15 protein-coding genes and 2 other annotated features are annotated in these 18,787 nt (G+C 38.4%); of the genes, 7 read left to right on the plus strand and 8 right to left on the minus strand.

Annotated features, from left to right (window positions below):
* The first annotated feature begins 32 nt into the window (after positions 1-32).
* The 5 genes from KBP50_RS02715 (at position 33) to KBP50_RS02735 (ending at position 3,979) form a co-directional block, all read left to right on the plus strand.
* Positions 33-1,910, plus strand: a complete 1,878-nt coding sequence (locus KBP50_RS02715) for an anaerobic ribonucleoside triphosphate reductase (protein ID WP_050349869.1) — start codon at positions 33-35, stop codon at positions 1,908-1,910.
* A complete protein-coding gene (nrdG, locus tag KBP50_RS02720) occupies positions 1,910-2,380 on the plus strand; it encodes an anaerobic ribonucleoside-triphosphate reductase activating protein (RefSeq protein WP_050349870.1) in 471 nt (156 codons plus the stop codon). The genes KBP50_RS02715 and nrdG overlap by 1 nt, the downstream gene beginning before the upstream one ends.
* A gap of 174 nt (positions 2,381-2,554) precedes the next feature.
* On the plus strand, positions 2,555-2,740 hold the full coding sequence (locus KBP50_RS02725; protein WP_050349871.1) for a hypothetical protein: 186 nt from the start codon (positions 2,555-2,557) through the stop codon (positions 2,738-2,740).
* Positions 2,741-2,750: 10 nt separating this feature from the next.
* A complete protein-coding gene (locus tag KBP50_RS02730; protein WP_050349872.1) occupies positions 2,751-3,005 on the plus strand; it encodes a spore coat protein in 255 nt (84 codons plus the stop codon).
* Between the two features lie 116 nt (positions 3,006-3,121).
* Positions 3,122-3,979: a DUF72 domain-containing protein gene (locus KBP50_RS02735; protein ID WP_050349873.1), complete on the plus strand. Its 858-nt coding sequence runs from the start codon at positions 3,122-3,124 to the stop codon at positions 3,977-3,979.
* Positions 3,980-4,530: 551 nt separating this feature from the next.
* Here KBP50_RS02735 and KBP50_RS02740 read toward each other — a convergent pair.
* The 5 genes from KBP50_RS02740 to KBP50_RS02760 form a co-directional block, all read right to left on the minus strand.
* Positions 4,531-5,349: a carbohydrate ABC transporter permease gene (locus tag KBP50_RS02740; protein WP_050349874.1), complete on the minus strand. Its 819-nt coding sequence runs from the start codon at positions 5,347-5,349 to the stop codon at positions 4,531-4,533.
* Entirely contained in the window at positions 5,346-6,179 is an 834-nt protein-coding gene (locus KBP50_RS02745; protein ID WP_198035053.1) for a carbohydrate ABC transporter permease, read from the minus strand. The genes KBP50_RS02740 and KBP50_RS02745 overlap by 4 nt, the downstream gene beginning before the upstream one ends.
* 43 nt (positions 6,180-6,222) lie before the next feature.
* Positions 6,223-7,455: an ABC transporter substrate-binding protein gene (locus KBP50_RS02750; RefSeq protein WP_050349876.1), complete on the minus strand. Its 1,233-nt coding sequence runs from the start codon at positions 7,453-7,455 to the stop codon at positions 6,223-6,225.
* 17 nt (positions 7,456-7,472) lie between these two features.
* Positions 7,473-9,152, minus strand: a complete 1,680-nt coding sequence (locus tag KBP50_RS02755) for a glycoside hydrolase family 13 protein (RefSeq protein ID WP_050349877.1) — start codon at positions 9,150-9,152, stop codon at positions 7,473-7,475.
* Positions 9,153-9,221: 69 nt separating this feature from the next.
* Positions 9,222-10,229 (minus strand): LacI family DNA-binding transcriptional regulator, encoded by a 1,008-nt coding sequence (locus KBP50_RS02760; RefSeq protein ID WP_050349878.1) that lies wholly within the window; start codon positions 10,227-10,229, stop codon positions 9,222-9,224.
* A gap of 375 nt (positions 10,230-10,604) precedes the next feature.
* Positions 10,605-10,827: a binding site (T-box leader), on the plus strand.
* 145 nt (positions 10,828-10,972) lie between these two features.
* Positions 10,973-11,196, plus strand: a binding site (T-box leader).
* Between the two features lie 484 nt (positions 11,197-11,680).
* Here KBP50_RS02760 and thrS point away from each other — a divergent pair.
* Together thrS and erm are read left to right on the plus strand one after the other, a co-directional pair.
* Positions 11,681-13,600, plus strand: coding sequence for a threonine--tRNA ligase (gene thrS, locus KBP50_RS02770; protein ID WP_050349879.1), 1,920 nt, complete (start codon positions 11,681-11,683; stop codon positions 13,598-13,600).
* 516 nt (positions 13,601-14,116) lie between these two features.
* Positions 14,117-14,992, plus strand: a complete 876-nt coding sequence (gene erm / locus KBP50_RS02775; RefSeq protein WP_050349880.1) for a 23S ribosomal RNA methyltransferase Erm — start codon at positions 14,117-14,119, stop codon at positions 14,990-14,992.
* Positions 14,993-15,064: 72 nt separating this feature from the next.
* Here the strand turns inward: erm and KBP50_RS02780 are convergent, their stop codons facing one another.
* From KBP50_RS02780 to KBP50_RS02790, 3 genes are all read right to left on the minus strand, one after another.
* Positions 15,065-16,615 (minus strand): polyamine aminopropyltransferase, encoded by a 1,551-nt coding sequence (locus tag KBP50_RS02780; RefSeq protein WP_050349881.1) that lies wholly within the window; start codon positions 16,613-16,615, stop codon positions 15,065-15,067.
* 517 nt (positions 16,616-17,132) lie between these two features.
* Complete coding sequence (locus KBP50_RS02785; protein ID WP_050349882.1) at positions 17,133-17,438, minus strand: hypothetical protein; 306 nt, start codon at positions 17,436-17,438, stop codon at positions 17,133-17,135.
* 938 nt (positions 17,439-18,376) lie between these two features.
* On the minus strand, positions 18,377-18,772 hold the full coding sequence (locus tag KBP50_RS02790) for a DUF350 domain-containing protein (RefSeq protein ID WP_050349884.1): 396 nt from the start codon (positions 18,770-18,772) through the stop codon (positions 18,377-18,379).
* Positions 18,773-18,787 lie beyond the last annotated feature (15 nt).

Raw genomic sequence — 18,787 nt, forward strand, 5'->3', positions numbered from 1 at the left:
TGATTCATTTGGAAAGGACGAGGAGGAATAAAATGATCGAAACAAAATCTGCTCCTATAAGTGAAGATCAAGAACTGATGATGGCTTTTCAAGATATTGTATCAAGCTCTAACCAAGATTTAATTCAAGAAAACGCCAATGTTGATGGGCGATCTCCGTGTGGGCAAATGAACAAATTTGCTAATGAAAGTGCTAAATTTTATGCGAAACAACAGATGTTAAGTGAAGAAGCGAAACAAGCTGTAGATGAAAACTATATCCATATCCATGATTTAGACTATATGCCTACAGGAACGGCGACTTGCTGTCAGATTCCTTTAGGTAAATTACTGGAAAGAGGATTTAATACTGGACATGGACATATGCGATCACCACAAACGATTTTAAGTGCGATGGCATTAGCGGCGATTATTTTTCAAAGCAATCAAAATCAACAGCATGGGGGACAAAGCTTTCAAGCTTTCGATTATGATTTAGCTCCATTTGTAACAAGGTCGTATAAAAAACAATTGCATAAATTGCAACAATACAAGCTTCCGCTTTCCAAAAATGAATTGGAGGAATTAGCTTGGGCAGAGACAGATCATGAATGCTATCAAGCTTGTGAAGCGTTTATTCACAATTTGAACAGTCTTCATTCCCGGAGTGGTGGACAGGTCCCATTTACTTCCATCAATTATGGTACAGATACAAGTAAAGAAGGCAGAATGATTATTAAGAATTTGTTACTAGCTACCCAAGCAGGACTTGGAAAGGGAGAAACACCGATTTTCCCAATTCAAATTTTTAAAATGAAAAAGGGAATTAATTTTTATAAAGAAGATCCGAATTATGACTTGTACCAGCTTGCTCTTAAGACTACGGCAAAGCGGTTATTTCCGAACTTTAGCTTTATAGATGCACCATTTAATTTGGAGTATTATGAAGAAGGAAATCCTGAATCTGAAGTAGCGTACATGGGTTGTCGCACACGTATTATGGCTAACCGTCATGGGAAAGAAAATAGTGTTGGGCGTGGAAATTTATCGTTTACAAGTATTAATTTAGTGAAAATAGCGCTTACGTCACAAACTTTTGAAGCATTTATCCAAAAATTAGATGAATATACTGATGTAGTGATTCGGCAATTATATGAACGATATATATTCCAAACACATAAACTTGTGAAAGATTTCACCTTTTTACATGGTGAAGGAGTTTGGACAGGAAGCTCTGAGCTCGGACCAGAGGATAGATTAGAAAAAGTGTTAAAGCAAGGAAGTTTAAGCGTTGGTTTCATCGGTTTGGCGGAATGTTTAGTAGCATTAACTGGTAAGCATCACGGAGAATCCGATGAAGCGCAGAATTTAGGTGAAGAAATTGTTGCTTTTTTACGGCAAAAATGTGATCAGGCATGTGAGCAATACGATTTAAATTACTCGTTGATTGCGACACCTGCAGAAGGGCTAAGTGGACGTTTTACCAAACGGGACCAAAAAGAATTTGGTAAGATTAAAGGTGTTACAGACAGAGATTACTATACGAATTCTTTCCATATTCCTGTGTATTATCCGATCTGTGCTATGGAGAAAATAAAACGAGAAGCTGTGTATCATCCGTATACGAATGCAGGTCATATTACGTATATCGAAGTAGATGGTGATATAAGCAAGAATTTAAAGGCTATGGATACACTCGTTAAAACAATGGCTGAAAGTGGAATTGGTTATGGCAGTGTTAATCATCCGGTTGATCGTTGTAAAAATTGCGGCTATACAGGGATGATTGATAATGAATGCCCTAGTTGTCAAATAACCGATGAAAAGCAAATTGATCGAATTCGACGCATTACCGGCTACCTCGTAGGAACGATGGATAAGTGGAATACAGCAAAGGCTTCTGAAGAGCATGATCGAGTGAGACACGTATAATGGATACAGCAAGGGTTTTATCCATCTATCATGATTCCGTAGTAGACGGAGAGGGATTACGTACCGTGATTTTTTTCGCTGGCTGCCCCCATCACTGTAAAGGATGCCATAATCCGAAGTCCTGGAATATAAGAAATGGAAAAGAGATGCATGTGCAGCAAATTATTGATGAGGCTCTGAATCCATTGACAGATATTACGTTAAGTGGTGGAGATCCGTTTTACCAAGCAGAAGCTGTAGCAAAGGTTGCTAAACGACTTAAAGAACATGGTAAAAATATTTGGGCGTATACTGGATGGACGATTGAACAGCTAATGGAAAATAACGACGCCCATCAATTAGAGCTACTTCAATATGTGGATGTACTTGTTGACGGCCCATTTATTTTATCTCAACGGGATTTAACCTTAACGTTTCGTGGAAGTAGAAATCAACGCATCATTGATATGAATGATTATCGCATACATTAGCCTTAGCTGAAGAAAAATATCGGCTAAAAAACAACTACCCTAACCGGGCTCACGCTAAAGTCATTTGACAAGCAAAGGCCCGGTTTTTGTTTATAAGAATCTATGCTTTATGCATGTATAAGTCTTATAAAACAGCACAAACTAAGCGTGACATTTTGGAAAGGAGTTTGTGCCATGAATCAGTTAACGCAAACCGAATTAGAAAACTTGCGTAAAATTATTGGAGGTCATGGGATGATCGCCAATAAGCTGGAAACGTACGCGCAATCAGCAACGGATCAAGAACTGAAATCAATTTTAATGCAGGATGCACAATCTGCTAGGCAGGCGCAGCAGCAACTGTTACCATTTTTACAATAGGAGGGCTCACATGTTACAGGATAAGGATATTGTAAATGATTACTTAAATGGACTGAATTCCAGCTTGAAAAGTTATGCCGATTATATTGCTCAAGCTAATAATGCGCAACTTAGACAAACATTGATTAATTTGCGAAATGGTGATGAGGCACGTCAACGAGCACTTTATAGTTACGCATCTCAAAAAGGGTTCTATAAACCTGCTATGCCAGCAACACAGCAAGACGTGCAGCAAGTGAAATCAGAGCTAACTTCCGGTCAATAATCGATTCGACCTGAATTAATGGTAGTCTCCTACCATTCTATCCGCTTATAACAAGCAAGCTATTTTATGTAAAAACCTTCCTATGCTATGATGATCTTGGAATAGGAGGGTTTTTCTTGATTTATATTGGATTAACGGGATGGGGGGACCATTACTCCTTATATCCGGAGCAAATGAAAGCAAAAGATAAATTAGCAGAATATAGTAGCCATTTTCTCGTTGTTGAAGTGGATGCATCGTTTTATGCGATACAGCCGATTCGAAATGTAGAAAAGTGGGTAAAAGAGACGCCGGCAAATTTTCAATTTGTTGTAAAAGCTTACCAAGGAATGACGGGCCATCAACGAACGGAAGAAGAGCGCCCTTTTGCTTCAAAAAAGGAAATGTTTGAGGCATTTATAGCTTCGTTACAGCCATATCAGGATGTAAATAAGCTAGCAATGGTTTTATTTCAATTTCCACCTTGGTTTGATTGCACGAAGCAAAATGTTATGTATTTGCGCTATTGTAAACAAATGATGGGGGGTATTCCAGTTGCATTGGAATTTAGAAATCAATCCTGGTTTAGCGAGCGCTTTCGAGAAGAAACATTATCGTTTATGAAGGAAGAAGGCTGGATTCATTCTATTGTAGATGAGCCACAAGCGGGAGAAGGGTCGATTCCGACGGTTCCGGTAGTGACGGATGAAGAAAAGACGCTCCTGCGTTTTCATGGCAGAAATGTAATTGGGTGGAATAAGCCAAATAGTGCGGAAACGAACTGGCGTGATGTGCGTTATTTATATAAATATAATGAAGAAGAACTGTTAAAATGGAAAACGATATTACAGGAACTGGAGAAAGAAACGAAGGATATTATCGTGTTATTTAATAATAATTCAGGCGGCGATGCTGCTGGGAATGCAAAGCAATTACAGAAGCTTTTAGGTATTGAGTATAAAGGGCTTGCGCCAAAGCAATTAGGATTGTTTTGAATTTAGTAATGGATGTCATGAATGTAATAAGCCATCTATATACAATTATACAATTCATTTGAATGTTATAATTTCCTTAGGACGCTTGGGGTAACATTTATAGGAAAGTATAAGATTTTTTTGGTTTATAGTATAGAAAGCATAAAATTTGTTGCTTTGGGATAAGGGAATAACTGAATAGCCACGTCCGGCTTCAGCGCCCAGCAACGATGCGACTTTAGAAATGCGCCCTATGATAAGTCATCATCGGTTCGTCGCTAAGAGGAAGGCCGACTAAAAACGGGCTAGCCGCTCAGGCGTCGGCATACCCCTGGTTGCAGGGGCATGATTCCTAAATCTTTAGTTGATTCGTTCCATTCGCTACGTTGCTAAACGGGCTCCCTGCGCCTTTGTTCAGAGATAAGAAAGGTTGACAAGTTTAAGATCCTTATCTATCCTATTGTTAATTTTCTTTATCTAAAATGGATATTCAGGGTTAGTAGTCCTACTCTAAAAAACAAATCACAGTAACTATCTTTAAACTAGATAATTACTGTGTTTGTACTTATTACTTATTTAACCGCACCACGTGTAACGTTACTAATGATCCATTTTTGAGCAATCAGATAAACAATTACCATCGGCAATAGCGCTAGTAAATAGGAAGCGAACGCTAAATTATAGTTCGTGCTAAATTCCGATTGGAAAATATATTGAACTAACGGTAAAGTGGCATGTTCCGGATCTGTCAGTATGACCAATGGAAGCATGAAGTCATTCCATGCATATAAAGCTGTAAGTATAGCTACTGTTGCATTCATTGGTGATAGAAGGGGGAAGATAACTTTCCAAAAGATCTTCCATGAACTTGCGCCGTCCATGACAGCTGCCTCTTCCAGTGCAACTGGAATTGACTTAATATATCCCACATAGATAAAGACATTAAAGGACAACTGGAACACGATATAAAGAAAAATGAGTCCGATGAGATTATCCATACCAGCGATGGCTGTTTGTCTCACTAATGGCAGCATAATAATCGGGAACGGTACGAACATAGCGCTTACAAAGTAATAAAATAAGCCTTTAAAAAATTTTTTATGCATATTTCTGGCAATTGCATAGGAAACAAGAGAATTCGTTAATACCGTTAATACAACGACAGAAAACGTAACGATAAAGCTATTTGATAATGCTTGAAAGAAATTGGTCATTTCAATCGCATCAAGAAAATTTTGAAAACGCCATTCATCTGGTAGAGAAAGTAATGGTTTTACCATTTCCCCCGGTGTTTTCAAAGCAATATTAATCGTTAAATATAACGGGAAAAAGATCAATAATGTTCCGATAATTAACAGGCTAGTAACAAGCCAATTTTTCTTTTTTCTCATTGTTGTACCTCCCGTTTTTGTAAGAATCGCAGTTGAATAATGGAAAGGGCAACGATGACAATAAAGTATATAACTGCGTTAGCAGATTGATAGCCAAATTGCCCGCCTTCAAATCCACCTCGATAAATTAATACGGAAATGGATTCCGTTGCATATCCTGGTCCACCGCCAGTTAAAGCAATGATATGGTCAAATACCATTAAAAATGTTTTCAATGCAAGTACCATATTAATCGTGAAAAATGGCGCAATTAGTGGAAATGTAATTTTCCAAAACCTTTTCCATGGTGAAGCTCCATCAATTGCTGCAGCCTCATAAACATCTTCAGGAACGGTTTGTAAGCCTGCTAGGTAAAGAATCGTATTAAAAGCTGTCGCTTGCCATACAGCCATGATGACAACGCCAACCCAAGCATAGTCAGGACTGCCTAAAATATTGGTCGCTAGCGCCTGAATACCTAGAGCATCGGAAAATTGCGGTAAAAAGATCGTGAAAATGAATTGGAAAATGAATCCAACAATAAGAATACTTAATATATTTGGTAAGAAATAGACTGCTCGTAATGTTTTTTGGAATTTAATATTTGCATTTAAGCCAAGAGCGATTAATAAACTAAAGATATTTACTAAGACTGTTGATACAATAGCAAACTGAAATGTAAAGCCATATGCGTTTAAGGCACGCATATCTTTAAACACATTTACATAATTAGAAAGCCCGATAAAATCCCAATCCCCGTACCCTCTCCAATTCGTGAAGCTATAAAATATTCCTTGAAGGAGAGGAAATGTATGAAAGATAAAAAACAAAATAACGGCAGGGATGGTCATTAGCAAAAATGCACGTTGTCGACTTTTCAATTCATTCACTTCCTTAATACCTTAATTGGATTTGGTCCCACTCTCGATCTAAGTCTTTTAACAATTTGGAAATGTTACCTTGATAAAGAAATTCTTGTATCATATTTTGAGCCCCCATTCCAGCCGGATAAAAATGGTCTGGAAAACTGCTTATTTTTCCTTCTGTAAAGTTATCTTGAATGCCTTCCATAATTGGATCATCAGAAATGACGTCTTTACGAACAGAAAAGGCAGATTGTTCTTCCATATATTGCTGCTGTTGCTGTTCTTCCATCATAAAAGAAATAAATTGCTTTGCTTCTTCAGGATGCTTGGATTCTTTTAAAGTGGCAAAAAGAACATCAATACCCGAAACTAACTTGTTTTTAGTGGGATCATTCGTAACTGGCATTGCAAATACACCGAGGTCAAGTTCAGGATTTAACTTGAGTAGCTCTGGAATCGCCCAGTTTCCTTGGGAATAGAAAACGCCCTTTCCTTGTGAGAATTCACGGTTTCCATCATTGTAGCCGATCCCAAACATGCGATCATGCCCGTAATCTTTTAATTGTAATAATTTTTCTGCTACTTCTTGATGGGTACCTTGAAACGTCACTTCTTTATTTGTTTTTTTATCGGCAAATTGTTTCGGTTGCAGATTCCCTGCCAACGAATTCCAAGCTGGCATTGTTGTCCATGAATCCTGGAAAGTAAAGTAGATCGGTATTTCTCCAACTGCTTTTGCTTTTTGCAGCAATTGAATGAATTCATCCCATGTTTTTGGAACATCTTCTCCCAGTTCTTTTAACTTGGTCTTGTTGTAAATCATCGTATTGGCGTTAGCCGCAAAGGGCACACCATGTATTCCTTTCTTTTCGGAGCCTTCTAGATCAGAAATGGTTTGTAAATATGCTGGTTGAATAGGGTCCAGCATAGGCTCACCTTCGTAGTTTACTAACATATCAACACTTACTAATTCCCTATATAAAGCATTACCGGCAATGGCTAGCATATCTGGCATATCATTTTTTACTAGCCTAGTTCGTAATAAAGTCTCTGCGTCAGGTGGAGCATATAAATTAATTCGAATGTTAGGATGCTGCTCTTCAAAACGTTCAATCATCGATTCGTATGTAGCTATATTTTCAGCTTTATTGGAAAATAGCTCTAGTTCCACCATATTTTCTTTCGGGGAAGAAATGTCACTACAGCCGACAAGCAGGGCAGCTGTAGTGAGTGAGACGACTAGAGAAGAAATCAATCGCATTAAAAATCTCCTTCTTTCTAAGTGAGCCTATACACAAAGGCTTCATATGGATTTAAGGTAAATTGGCTAAGCGTATGCATGGTATCCGTTGCCTCGTTTGTAATGAGTATTTCTTTCCCTGCTGATAAATTAAGTAATTCACATGTTTGGTTTTGAGCTGTAAAGTTACATACCACAAGCAATGTGTCATCTTGATAATTTCGAGTGTAAGCAAATATTTCTTCACTATCCTCTAGTAATAATTCAAATTTTCCATGCACAATAGTTGGTTCTTGCTTACGCAATGCAATTAGCTGCTGATAGTAATAGAAAATAGATTCTGGATCGGCAAGCGCTGCTTCTACATTAATGTTGATATAATTAGGATTCACTTTCAACCAAGGTTCTCCAGTCGTAAATCCTGCATGCGGATTGCCATTCCATTGCATTGGGGTTCGGGCATTATCACGACCAATTGCATAGATTGCTTCCATCAGTTTTTCTTTATTATGTCCTTGTGCCAGACGTTCGTTATACCAATTAATCAGTTCGATATCTTCATAATCATCAATAGAAGGGAATCGGACATTTGTCATGCCAATTTCTTCACCTTGATAAATATATGGTGTTCCTTTCATACCGTGGAGTAGAGTTGCTAGCATTTTCGCAGATTTCTCACGGTATTCCTTTTCATTACCGAAGCGGGAAACAACTCTGGGCTGATCATGATTATTCCAGTACAAGCTATTCCAGCCTTCCTTTTCTAGTCCATATTGCCATTTGCTTAAAATTTCTTTTAAGTCAGTAAGCTTCCAAGGCATGTTGGACCATTTTCCATCAGGACCATTCCAAAGACCCATATGTTCAAAATGAAATACCATATTTAATTCTTCACGTTCTTCCCCAGTGTAAAGCTTAGCATCTTCAACCGTTGCACCCGGCATTTCCCCAACAGTCATAATGTCATAATCGGCTAATACTTTTTGATTCATTTCATGCAAAAATTCATGAATACGAGGTCCATTCATATGAAATTCAAATGCAGACACAAGTTCTTTCCCTGGATCAGGTTCACGTTCTGGCATCGTTTGATCTTTGGAAATTAAGTTGATTACATCCATACGGAAGCCATCAATTCCTTTATCTAACCACCAGCGCATCATTTGGTATACATCGTTACGTACTGCTGGATTTTCCCAATTTAAGTCAGGTTGCTTCTCACTGAACATATGGAGAAAGTACTCTCCAGTTGCTTCATCATATTTCCAGGCAGATCCACTAAATGCAGATTCCCAATTTGTTGGGGGCTGACCATTTTCTTTGCCTTTTTTCCAAATATAATAATCTCTTTTTGGATTATCCTTGCTTGATCTAGATTCGACAAACCATGCATGTTCATCCGATGTATGGTTAACGACTAGATCCATCACGATCTTTAATCCACGTTTATGTGCTTCTTCGAGTAACGCATCAAAATCTTCCATCGTTCCAAATTCATCCATAATTTTTTGGTAATCGCGAATATCGTATCCGTTATCATCATTTGGAGAATCATAAACAGGAGATAGCCAAATGACATCAATTCCAAGCTTTTTCAGGTAGTCTAATTTTTGAATAATTCCTTGTAAATCACCAATACCATCACCATTACTATCATGAAAGCTGCGTGGATATATTTGATAAACAACGCTTTCTTTCCACCAATTTTTCTCTGTCATGAAATCATCCTCTTCCTTCTAGGTTAAACGTTTACTCTCTACGTAAAAAGAAAAGGTGAGAACCTGCCTTTACTGTTTGTTCACCGATTCTCTTTCGACTATTTTATGTTTCAGGCTGAGCGATTCAATATCTTCGCCCATAATAGAATGACATAATAGCTCTGCAGCACGGTTCCCCATTGTGTCAAACTCTTGCGATACGGTTGTTAAGGCCGGTACGGTCATCATAGCTAACTTTGTATTATCATAACCAATAATGGATAGGTCATCAGGTACACGAATCCCTTGTGCATGTGCTTCAGATATGACACCTGCAGCCATTTCATCACTAGCTGCAAAGATAGCAGTTGTTTCTGGATGATGCGCCATAATCAAACGAAACGCATGTTTACCATCTTCAAAATTAAAGGCATGACTCCAACTGATTTGTGTCGCTTTACATGGTAAGTTTGCATCTGCTAATGCTTGCTTAAATCCTTCTATTCGTGGAGTACCTGCGATTAAATCATGAGACGGCCCACTAACCATAGCAAGCTGTGAATGTCCGTGCTTGATTAAATATTGCGTAGCGTCATAGGAAGCTTGCTGATCATTAACTTTTACTTCTGGTATACCTTCTATTTCTGATGTTCCAGCTAATGTAACAAATGGTACAGCCATTTGCTTTACCATTTTTTGAAAATCAGACGTTAGCCTTGCATTGGCAAAGATAACACCTTCGACCTGTTTTTCGTAAAGCAATTGTAAATAGTGCTCCGTTTTATCTGGATCAGATAACGTGTTACACACGATAACACTTTTGTCAAACGCCTGCGCAGCTGCTTCAATCCCGTGAAGAAGCTCTGCACTTACCATCCCTGATACTGCTGGAAACAATACACCAATTGTTCCGCTTTCATTGTTAATCAGACCACGGGCAATAGCATTTGGAAAGTAGCCCATTCGTTCAATCGTTTGCATTACATGCTGCCTTGTTTTATCGGAGTAGCCTTTTCCCGTATTATTTAATATCCGAGAAACAGTCGCAATGGAGACATTAGCTTCTCTAGCAACATCTTTAATCGTTGATTTTTTCATACTATCTTCCTTATAGAGTAAACGTTTACTTTATTTTAGCGGATGATAGGTACGATGTCAACTAGAGAAGAAGGGTGTCGCTTGTTGTTTTGTAAACTAATGCTGTGAAAACCTTTCCCCTAGTTGCATCGAAAAAGCCACTCGCATCACGACTGAGGTCGCTCACATTGCGATCAAAGTAGCTCTCATTCCACGAGTAATGTCGCTCACCCTGTGCGGAAATTCGTTCGCCCACTCTATAAATCCGTTCGCTCCATCAAGAGAATCGTTTATCGGAAAATTTTTCTTATTTCTATTTACCTTTCTTTGACTCCGCTCATTTGCTATTGCATTTTTTCGCATCTTGATGTAGTATAAGTAAAAATCAACTATCTATAAAAAGCAATGAAGAGGGCAAGCATTGTTTTTACAGCTGGCAGAGAGGGGAGAAAGGGTGAGAGCTCCCTAGTGATGGGAAATGATGTACCACCTCATAAGCTGTATTGGGGAAACAAAGTAACCAATACCGTAAAGCTACGTTACAGCACATTAAGCCAAATAGGTAGTATTGCCGTTTGGAAAATTGGGTGGAACCACGGATAACACATTCGTCCCTTTCTAGGGATGGATGTGTTTTTTTACTGGCAAAGCATGAAGGTGACTGCATCATAACTGCACTGATTGATTTTTGTTTAAAAATGTAGGTGCAAGGTGATATAGCAATTGCAATAGGGGTTACTTTATTTTTATTAAAAGGAAAATAAGCAAACGCAATGAAGAGGGCAAGCATTATTTTTACAGCTGGCAGAGAGGGGAGAAAAGGTGAGAGCTCCCTAGTGATGGAAAATAATGTACCACCTCAAAAGCTGTATTGGGGAAACAAGAGTAACCAGTACCGTAAAGCTACGTTACAGCACAATAAGCCAAATAGGTAGTATTGCCATTTGGGAAATTGGGTGGAACCACGGATAACACATTCGTCCCTTTCTAGGGATGGATGTGTTTTTTGTACTATAAGAAATTATAAAATGAGGTGCTTGGGGGATAACGAAATAACTGAATAGCCACGTCCTGCGCCTGCGCCAGCAACTAGGCACTTTAGAAATGCGCCCTACGATAAGTCATCATCGGTTCGTGGCAAAGAGGAAGGCCGACTAAAAACGGGCTTGCCGCCTGACGTCGGCATACCCCTGTTTTTAGTGGCATGATTCCTTTATCTTTAGTTGATTCGTTCCATTCGCTACGTTGCTAAACGGGCGCCCCGCGCCTTTGTTCCACTATAGGAAACACGAGATGCGCAGAATCTTCGCGATACATAGAGTGACCAATGGAGTTTACTGGAAAGTCGCCGGAGTTCACAATTTATCCAATAACTTCAAGCAAGAACTTCCTTTCTAATATGGGAAATACGTTGCAAGCAACGTTCTATAAGGTTTTACTTAAATATTGAAATTTCAAGGAGGTTATAGGTGATGTCAAATTCCGTAATTCAAGTGCAACTAGCAGATGGAAAAGTGAAAGAATATCAACAAAGCATTACTGTAGTAGAGGTGGCTGCGTCTATTAGTTCAAGCTTAGGTAAAAATGCGGTGGCAGCAAAAGTAAATGGAAAGATGGTAGATGTAAACTACAAGCTAATGGAAAATGCTGTAGTTGAAATTTTTACTTTAGAATCAGAAGAAGGATTAAGCGTATTAAGACATACCACAGCCCACGTGCTGGCACAAGCAGTGAAAAGATTGCACCGTGATGTGCAATTGGGCATTGGCCCAGTGATTGAGCATGGTTTTTATTATGATTTTAAGTTAAAGGAATCATTTAACGAGGATGATTTGCAACAAATTGAGGCAGAAATGAAGACGATTATAAAAGAGGATTTAGCGATCAAACGAGAATTAATATCGTATGATGCTGCAGTACAGCTATTTACGGAACGAAATGAAGCATTAAAGCTAGAACTTTTAGAAAGCCTTGATAAGCACGAAACGATTACTATTTATCGCCAAGGAGAGTTTGTTGATCTTTGTCGAGGTCCCCATCTTCCAAGTACAGGGTATATTAAGGCCTTTCAGTTATCACATGTTTCTGGTGCATATTGGCGTGGAGATAGTGACAGAGATATGCTGCAGCGTATATATGGTTTTGCGTTTAAAAAACAGAGAGAATTGGAAGCTCATCTGGAATTTATAGCTGAAGCAAGGAAACGGGATCATCGCAAATTAGGAAAACAATTACAGCTATTTATGTTTTCTGAAGAAGCACCCGGAATGCCATTTTATTTGCCAAAGGGACAAATTATTCGCAATGAGTTAGAAAATCTTTCGCGAGAGATACAAAACCAAGCAGCCTACGATGAGGTTCGTACCCCGTTGATGATGAATCAGCGGTTATGGGAGCAGTCAGGTCATTGGGATCATTACCATGAGAATATGTATTTTACAGAAGTAGACGATACGAAGTTTGCAATGAAGCCGATGAATTGTCCTGGTCATATGTTGATTTATAAAAATAAGCTCTATTCTTATCGCGACTTACCGATTCGAATAGCAGAATTTGGTCAGGTACATCGGCATGAGTATAGCGGGGCGCTAAATGGTATGTTACGTGTACGAACTTTCTGTCAGGATGATGCCCATATTTTTGTTAGAAAGGATCAAATCGAAGCGGAAATCGCGCAGGTATTTCAGTTAATTGATCAGGTTTATCAAACATTTGGTTTTTCTTACACAGTGGAGTTATCTACACGTCCAGAAAAGTCCTTGGGGGAAGATCATTTATGGGAAGCATCTGAACAAGCACTTCAAAATGTTTTACATCAGTTAGCCGTCCCTTACCAATTAAATGAAGGAGATGGTGCATTCTATGGACCAAAAATTGACTTTCATATTAGGGACGCTCTTGGGCGTAGCCATCAATGTGCTACGATTCAATTAGATTTTCAAATGCCGGAGAAATTTGATCTATCGTATATTAATGAAAATAATGAAAAGGTTCGTCCTGTCGTAATTCATCGCGCCATATATGGTTCGATCGATCGTTTTTTCGGTATTCTAATTGAACATTTTGCTGGTGCTTTTCCTGTTTGGCTTGCACCTGTTCAAGTTCAACTCATCCCAGTTTCCAATGTACATTTGGAATACTGTAAAGCAGTGGAATCTACTTTAAAGCATCATGGAATCAGGGTTGAATTAGATGAAAGAGAAGAAAAGTTGGGCTATAAGATAAGAGAAGCGCAAATGCAAAAAATACCCTATACATTGGTGGTTGGTGACCAAGAGGAAGAGACTGCTACAATTAATGTAAGGATGTATGGAATAAAACGATCAGAGAAGAAAACATTAGCTGATTTTTTGAAAAAATTGAACCAGCAAATAAGGGAAAGAGTATTGTAGTTACTACAGAAATGTTTTGACAGTTTAAACTACAGGATTTATAATATAAGGAGAATAGAAAAGGAGGCTTAATAAAAGTATGAATTCAGGTAGACTACGTTTCGTAACTTTGAACAGGTAATTTCATATGTTCAAAAGCTCTGCCAGTGATTGCGGAGTAAGCGGGATTAGTCTGTCCTTTTTTAAAAACCTCATTTTCATAGAACGGATGATGGGAAAGGTGTCTCGTTATACCTTTCTTTTTTGTGCTTGAATAGCTTGTACAAATAATGCCTATCGTTAGCCAAGGAATTTGTTGCCACTAAATAGTGGTGGATATATTTAAATAAAGGCTTCGAATTGCATGACATCTCTGATGGAACTAAAAATGCAAATGTTAATGGAGACTAAATAGCCTGGTTAACGTATACATTACGTATCATAATGACCTTCTTCCTTTTACTTTAAAGATCACTGGCAATAGCTGGTGTTTTTTTATGTAACAAGTTAAGTACGATTAGGAAAGGAAGAAGTATAATGACGAAGAAAATGCATAAGTATAGCGGGAAAAAACTAAGTAGAGGGGAACCCCCCAATTACTTAGGACAACATTTACTCCATAAAAAACAAGTATTATATGAAATGATCAAGAAAGCTTCTGTCAGCAAGCAGGATACAGTATTGGAGCTAGGTGCAGGCAAGGGGGCATTAACGACTATCTTGGCACAAAAAGCAGCTAAAGTGTTGGCAGTAGAATATGATCATACGTTTGTTCAAATATTAAAATTGAAAACGGCCAAAAATAAAAACACGCAAATCATTCATGAAGATATTTTAAAAATAAATTTGCCTAAAAAGAAATATGTTGTGGTAGCTAGTATCCCATACGCTATTACGACACCAATTATGAAGATGCTGCTCAATCACCCTTCAGGAGCGTTTGACCGAGGAGTAATTATTATGGAAAAGGGAGCTGGCAAACGATTTACTGCAACGTTTATAAGAAATGCTTATGTACTGGTTTGGCGGATGTGGTTTGATCTTACCTATATGAAAGATGTTTCAAGGGATTGCTTCTCCCCACCACCAAAAGTAGATTCTGCGATGATCAAAATAACAAGAAAAAACCAGCCGCTCATTGAAAATAAGCATTATATGGCTTTTCTAGGCCTTGCTCAATACGCACTTAAGCAGCCAAAAGCAAGTATGGAAATGGTTCTTAAAGGTGTATTCACTGCTCCGCAAATGAAACATTTGAAAAGAAATTTGGGTGTGAAATCTTCCACAATGATTGGAAAGCTTCCAGAAGAGCAGTGGCAGGTTGTATTTTATACGATGATTCAGCATGTTGCACGTCCGCTATGGCCTAAGCCAACTAACCCGAAAAAAGGATCCCATAAGCGAACCAGGTAAAAAAAGCGTTGAGTTCTCTGTAAAAGTATATTAAAAAACAAGCAAGTAGTACCTAAGGGTAAGCTACTTGCTTTAATAACTTTGCCATGCCTTTTCGTATTTTTCAATCAAGGTAGGGCGGATTAATGTATTGACATCTAGAGCTATTTCGTTGCCTTTTTTATCCACAATATGTTGATCAATGTCCTTACCAAACGTTGCTAGTCCGTCTAATACATCGTTGGTTAGAAACTTCGTATCAACAGAAATATCCATATCCTCTAAATCAAATTCCTCGCGTTTTGCCAGTACAAACCCCCAATCACCAAAGCTAGGAACGTCTACATGGAGATTGTCTGTATATAGTTCAGCTGCTTGAATGGTTTTATTAATCGACCAATACACTTCTGTAGCAAAAGTTGGACTTGTTGCCTGTACCATCATAGCGCCTCCGGGACGCAAGTGATTACGGACCAGCTGATAAAATTCAAGGGTATAGAGCTTATTTAAGGATTCATTGTTAGGGTCAGGCATATCAACAAGTATAATATCGTATAACTCCTGATGATCTTGTAAGTATTTAAAAGCGTCTGCATTCACAACCTTTACCCGCTCATCTTCAAAAGCCTGTTGATTTAGCTCAGTAATCTCATGGTGGCTTTTACCAAGGTGGGTTACTTTGGGGTCTAAATCAACAAGCGTCATGGATTTTATGTCATCGTATTTTTGTAATTCTCGTAGTGCCAGCCCATCCCCACCTCCTAACACAAGAACATTTTCAATTGAAGAAGCAGTAGCCATAGCCGGGTGGACGAGTACTTCATGATAGCGGTATTCATCTGTTGAACTAAATTGCAGTTGTCCATCTAAGAAAAGGCGCAGGTCCCCTTGCTCTTTTGTTAAGATAACTTGTTGATAAGCGGTTTGTTCGTTATAAATGATCGGGTCATTATATAGTTTTTGTTCAAAGAGAAAGGCAGTCTTCTCCCCGAAGATAACGCCAAGGACTAATACAACGAAAATAATAATGCCAGCGATAAAATGTCGCTTAAATGTTTGGATCTCTTTCTTAAAATAGACTAGAATCCATAAGGCAACAATTACGTTAATAAGCGCTACAATAAAGGCAGACTTAACTAATCCGAATTGTGGTCGGAACAAATAAACGAAAAGCAAGCCACCAATGAGTCCACCTGCGTAATCTGAGAATAGAACTCTTGCGGTACTTTTTTGTAAGGTGACGCCAATTTCATTTGCTTTACGGATTAAAATCGGGAGTTCAACCCCTGTAAGTGCGCCAACTACTAAGGTGATAAAGTAAAGAAAGAAAGCATCCATTCCTGAACTTAAAAAGGCAGTAACTCCAAATAATACAAATGTAGAAAAACCACCTATTAAACCGATTGCGAATTCAATCCAAACAAACGATAAAATTAAATTCTTGGTTACTTTTTCACTAAGCGTCGCACCAATTCCCATACCGGTTAAAAAGAGTGAAATGGTGAGAGTGTATTGTTTTACACCATCTCCCAGTAAGTAAGAGCCAGCTGCTCCAAATAAAACTTCAAAAATGATTCCACATATAGATACGATTCCAGAAGCCCAATAAATGGCTTTGCTTTGTTTAATGCTTAAATGATTCACACGTAAGTCTCCTTGTAAAAAAAATCATCTTAACCGTTCATGAGAGGCTTAAAGGTTCTTAGAAACATAACTTGTCCCGCTATATAAGGTGCTGTAATACTCCCAATTTCAGGATAATCTGTACCCAACAAGTCTAAGTGGGAGATAACAGCACCTAAATGCCCGGTTCGTTTTAGAGACCTTTAGGTCATACCATTACGGTACTAACAATCACTGGGGGATGCCCCCCACTGGTGGAAGGTTCACTTAATACATACATTTCTAAGAGAGAAGAATAGGTGTTAGAGCTTTAATTGTATGTCTATTCGATAGACCAAAATACGTCTAACACTATTCTTGTTTCATTTGGTAGAAATAGCATATGTACCTTACTATTTTTACATGAATCAAAAATTTGAACAAGTTTGTAAAGATACTTTCTCCTCGATATGGATCCGATACATAGCAGAATGCTATAAATGTATCATTGGCATAATGATTGAATGAGTTCAAACTTGCAAACTGTTAATGGAACGTTCTAATTTGTGCTTTTACGATGGTATATAATTAAATTAAGTATATTTAATAGGATGGTAACGAATAGAAGAACTGCGGCAATGATTGCTACAGCCCCCATTGTATCCATAAGAGCAGACCAATCTTCCAGTTTTACTAGATGATAGCTATCGAAGATTTGCAAGCCTAGCGAAATTGCACAAGCACTAATGCTTATAATGGAAAGAATGGCCCAATTTTGATGGGTTTGTTTTTTATATTTCATGAGACTAACAATAGGAAGTATCCAAGCAATTAATCCAAGCACGAGACTACCAATATTAAGCATATCTGATTCTCCTTTTCCCTTGTTTAATTTTATCCCGCATATAAGGTGCTGGAAGATTCCCACTTCAGGAGTTGGATATCTCATATTGCGACAAGTCTAAGTGGGAGATAATAGCACCTACATATTCGTTCAGAGGCCTTTAGGTCATACCCTGGAGCTACTAACAAACCTTGGGGGTGAACGACAACCTCCACAGTTGGAAGATTCACTTTATCTTTTAAAAAAACTTCATTTCGTGCAATAGTCATTGTTGCTAGATTAATCTTATGAGAATGTTTAAAAAAAGGCAATCGACTAATAGGCCGATTGCAATCATTACAACTTGTTTTACTCTCATAAGTTAAGGTATTTCTTAGTATCGTATTAGCCTTTTTTAGAAGATAAGAAACCACCATGGCTAGCCTAGAGCGCGAGCCACCATCTATTATGAAAAATGTTGCTTTATAATGTTTAGATTCTTGAAATACTACCTAAAATAAATAAGTTATATAATGGTAAATAGCGTTTTTTCATACAAAGTATAAATTTAGGCGCTTGGGGATAAAGAAATAACCGAAGCCACGTCCGGCGCATGAGCCCAGCAACGATGCGACTTTAGAAATGCGCCCTACGATAAGGCCTCATCGGTTCGTCACAAAGAGGAAGGTCGACTAAAAACAGGCTTGCCGCTCAGGCGTCGGCATACCCCTGTTTTTAGTGGTATGCTTCCTTTATCCCGTAAAAAGGCGTTGTAGACTCCACTTCAAGAATGGAAGAAGTGAGCTGAACAAGCCGAAGCGGGAGGTAACAGCACCTAAATCCCCGATTCGTTCAACTAACAATCAGTGGGGATGAGGAAAACCCCGTTGATTGAAGGTTCACTTTATCTTTAGTTGATTCGTTCCATTCGCTACGTTGCTAAACGGGCGCCCCGCGCCTTTGTTCTTTCGTGGGGGTTCTTAAGTGATAGATGCCCCAATTACAAATCCAAGCCCAATGGATACACTCATGCTGATAATTCCAACAGCTATATTACCTTTTTGTAACTGTTCTTCCACAGAGAAATTACGCGTGAACAATTGGAATAGTAAATACGCTACCATTTGCAGGACGATCCCTACACCGCCCCAGATGAGTGTATCAATGATATTAGCACTATTATAGATAGAGAAGGCAAGAACGATACAGATTCCGACGATTTTCCCGCCGATCGATAAAGCTACAGCATGATTACCTTTTAAAACTTCATCCCAATCTTTGTATTTCTGTGTCATCAGTTCAAAAATAATTAAGCCTATAAGTACAATAAAAATAGCCACGAAAAAGTATATCAAAGTTGAAACAAATGGTTCCATGGAGTTCATCCTTTC

The sequence above is a fragment of the Virgibacillus pantothenticus genome, assembly GCF_018075365.1.
Lineage (GTDB): Bacteria > Bacillota > Bacilli > Bacillales > Amphibacillaceae > Virgibacillus > Virgibacillus pantothenticus.

Bases quoted from the DNA above. Each gene is read 5' to 3' on its own strand.
- KBP50_RS02715 (WP_050349869.1), top strand. From the start codon at position 33: ATGATCGAAACAAAATCTGCTCCTATAAGTGAAGATCAAGAACTGATG.
- nrdG (WP_050349870.1), top strand. From the start codon at position 1,910: ATGGATACAGCAAGGGTTTTATCCATCTATCATGATTCCGTAGTAGAC.
- KBP50_RS02725 (WP_050349871.1), top strand. From the start codon at position 2,555: ATGAATCAGTTAACGCAAACCGAATTAGAAAACTTGCGTAAAATTATT.
- KBP50_RS02730 (WP_050349872.1), top strand. From the start codon at position 2,751: ATGTTACAGGATAAGGATATTGTAAATGATTACTTAAATGGACTGAAT.
- KBP50_RS02740 (WP_050349874.1), bottom strand. From the start codon at position 5,349: ATGAGAAAAAAGAAAAATTGGCTTGTTACTAGCCTGTTAATTATCGGA.
- KBP50_RS02745 (WP_198035053.1), bottom strand. From the start codon at position 6,179: ATGACCATCCCTGCCGTTATTTTGTTTTTTATCTTTCATACATTTCCT.
- KBP50_RS02750 (WP_050349876.1), bottom strand. From the start codon at position 7,455: ATGCGATTGATTTCTTCTCTAGTCGTCTCACTCACTACAGCTGCCCTG.
- KBP50_RS02755 (WP_050349877.1), bottom strand. From the start codon at position 9,152: ATGACAGAGAAAAATTGGTGGAAAGAAAGCGTTGTTTATCAAATATAT.
- KBP50_RS02760 (WP_050349878.1), bottom strand. From the start codon at position 10,229: ATGAAAAAATCAACGATTAAAGATGTTGCTAGAGAAGCTAATGTCTCC.
- thrS (WP_050349879.1), top strand. From the start codon at position 11,681: ATGTCAAATTCCGTAATTCAAGTGCAACTAGCAGATGGAAAAGTGAAA.
- erm (WP_050349880.1), top strand. From the start codon at position 14,117: ATGACGAAGAAAATGCATAAGTATAGCGGGAAAAAACTAAGTAGAGGG.
- KBP50_RS02785 (WP_050349882.1), bottom strand. From the start codon at position 17,438: ATGCTTAATATTGGTAGTCTCGTGCTTGGATTAATTGCTTGGATACTT.
- KBP50_RS02790 (WP_050349884.1), bottom strand. From the start codon at position 18,772: ATGGAACCATTTGTTTCAACTTTGATATACTTTTTCGTGGCTATTTTT.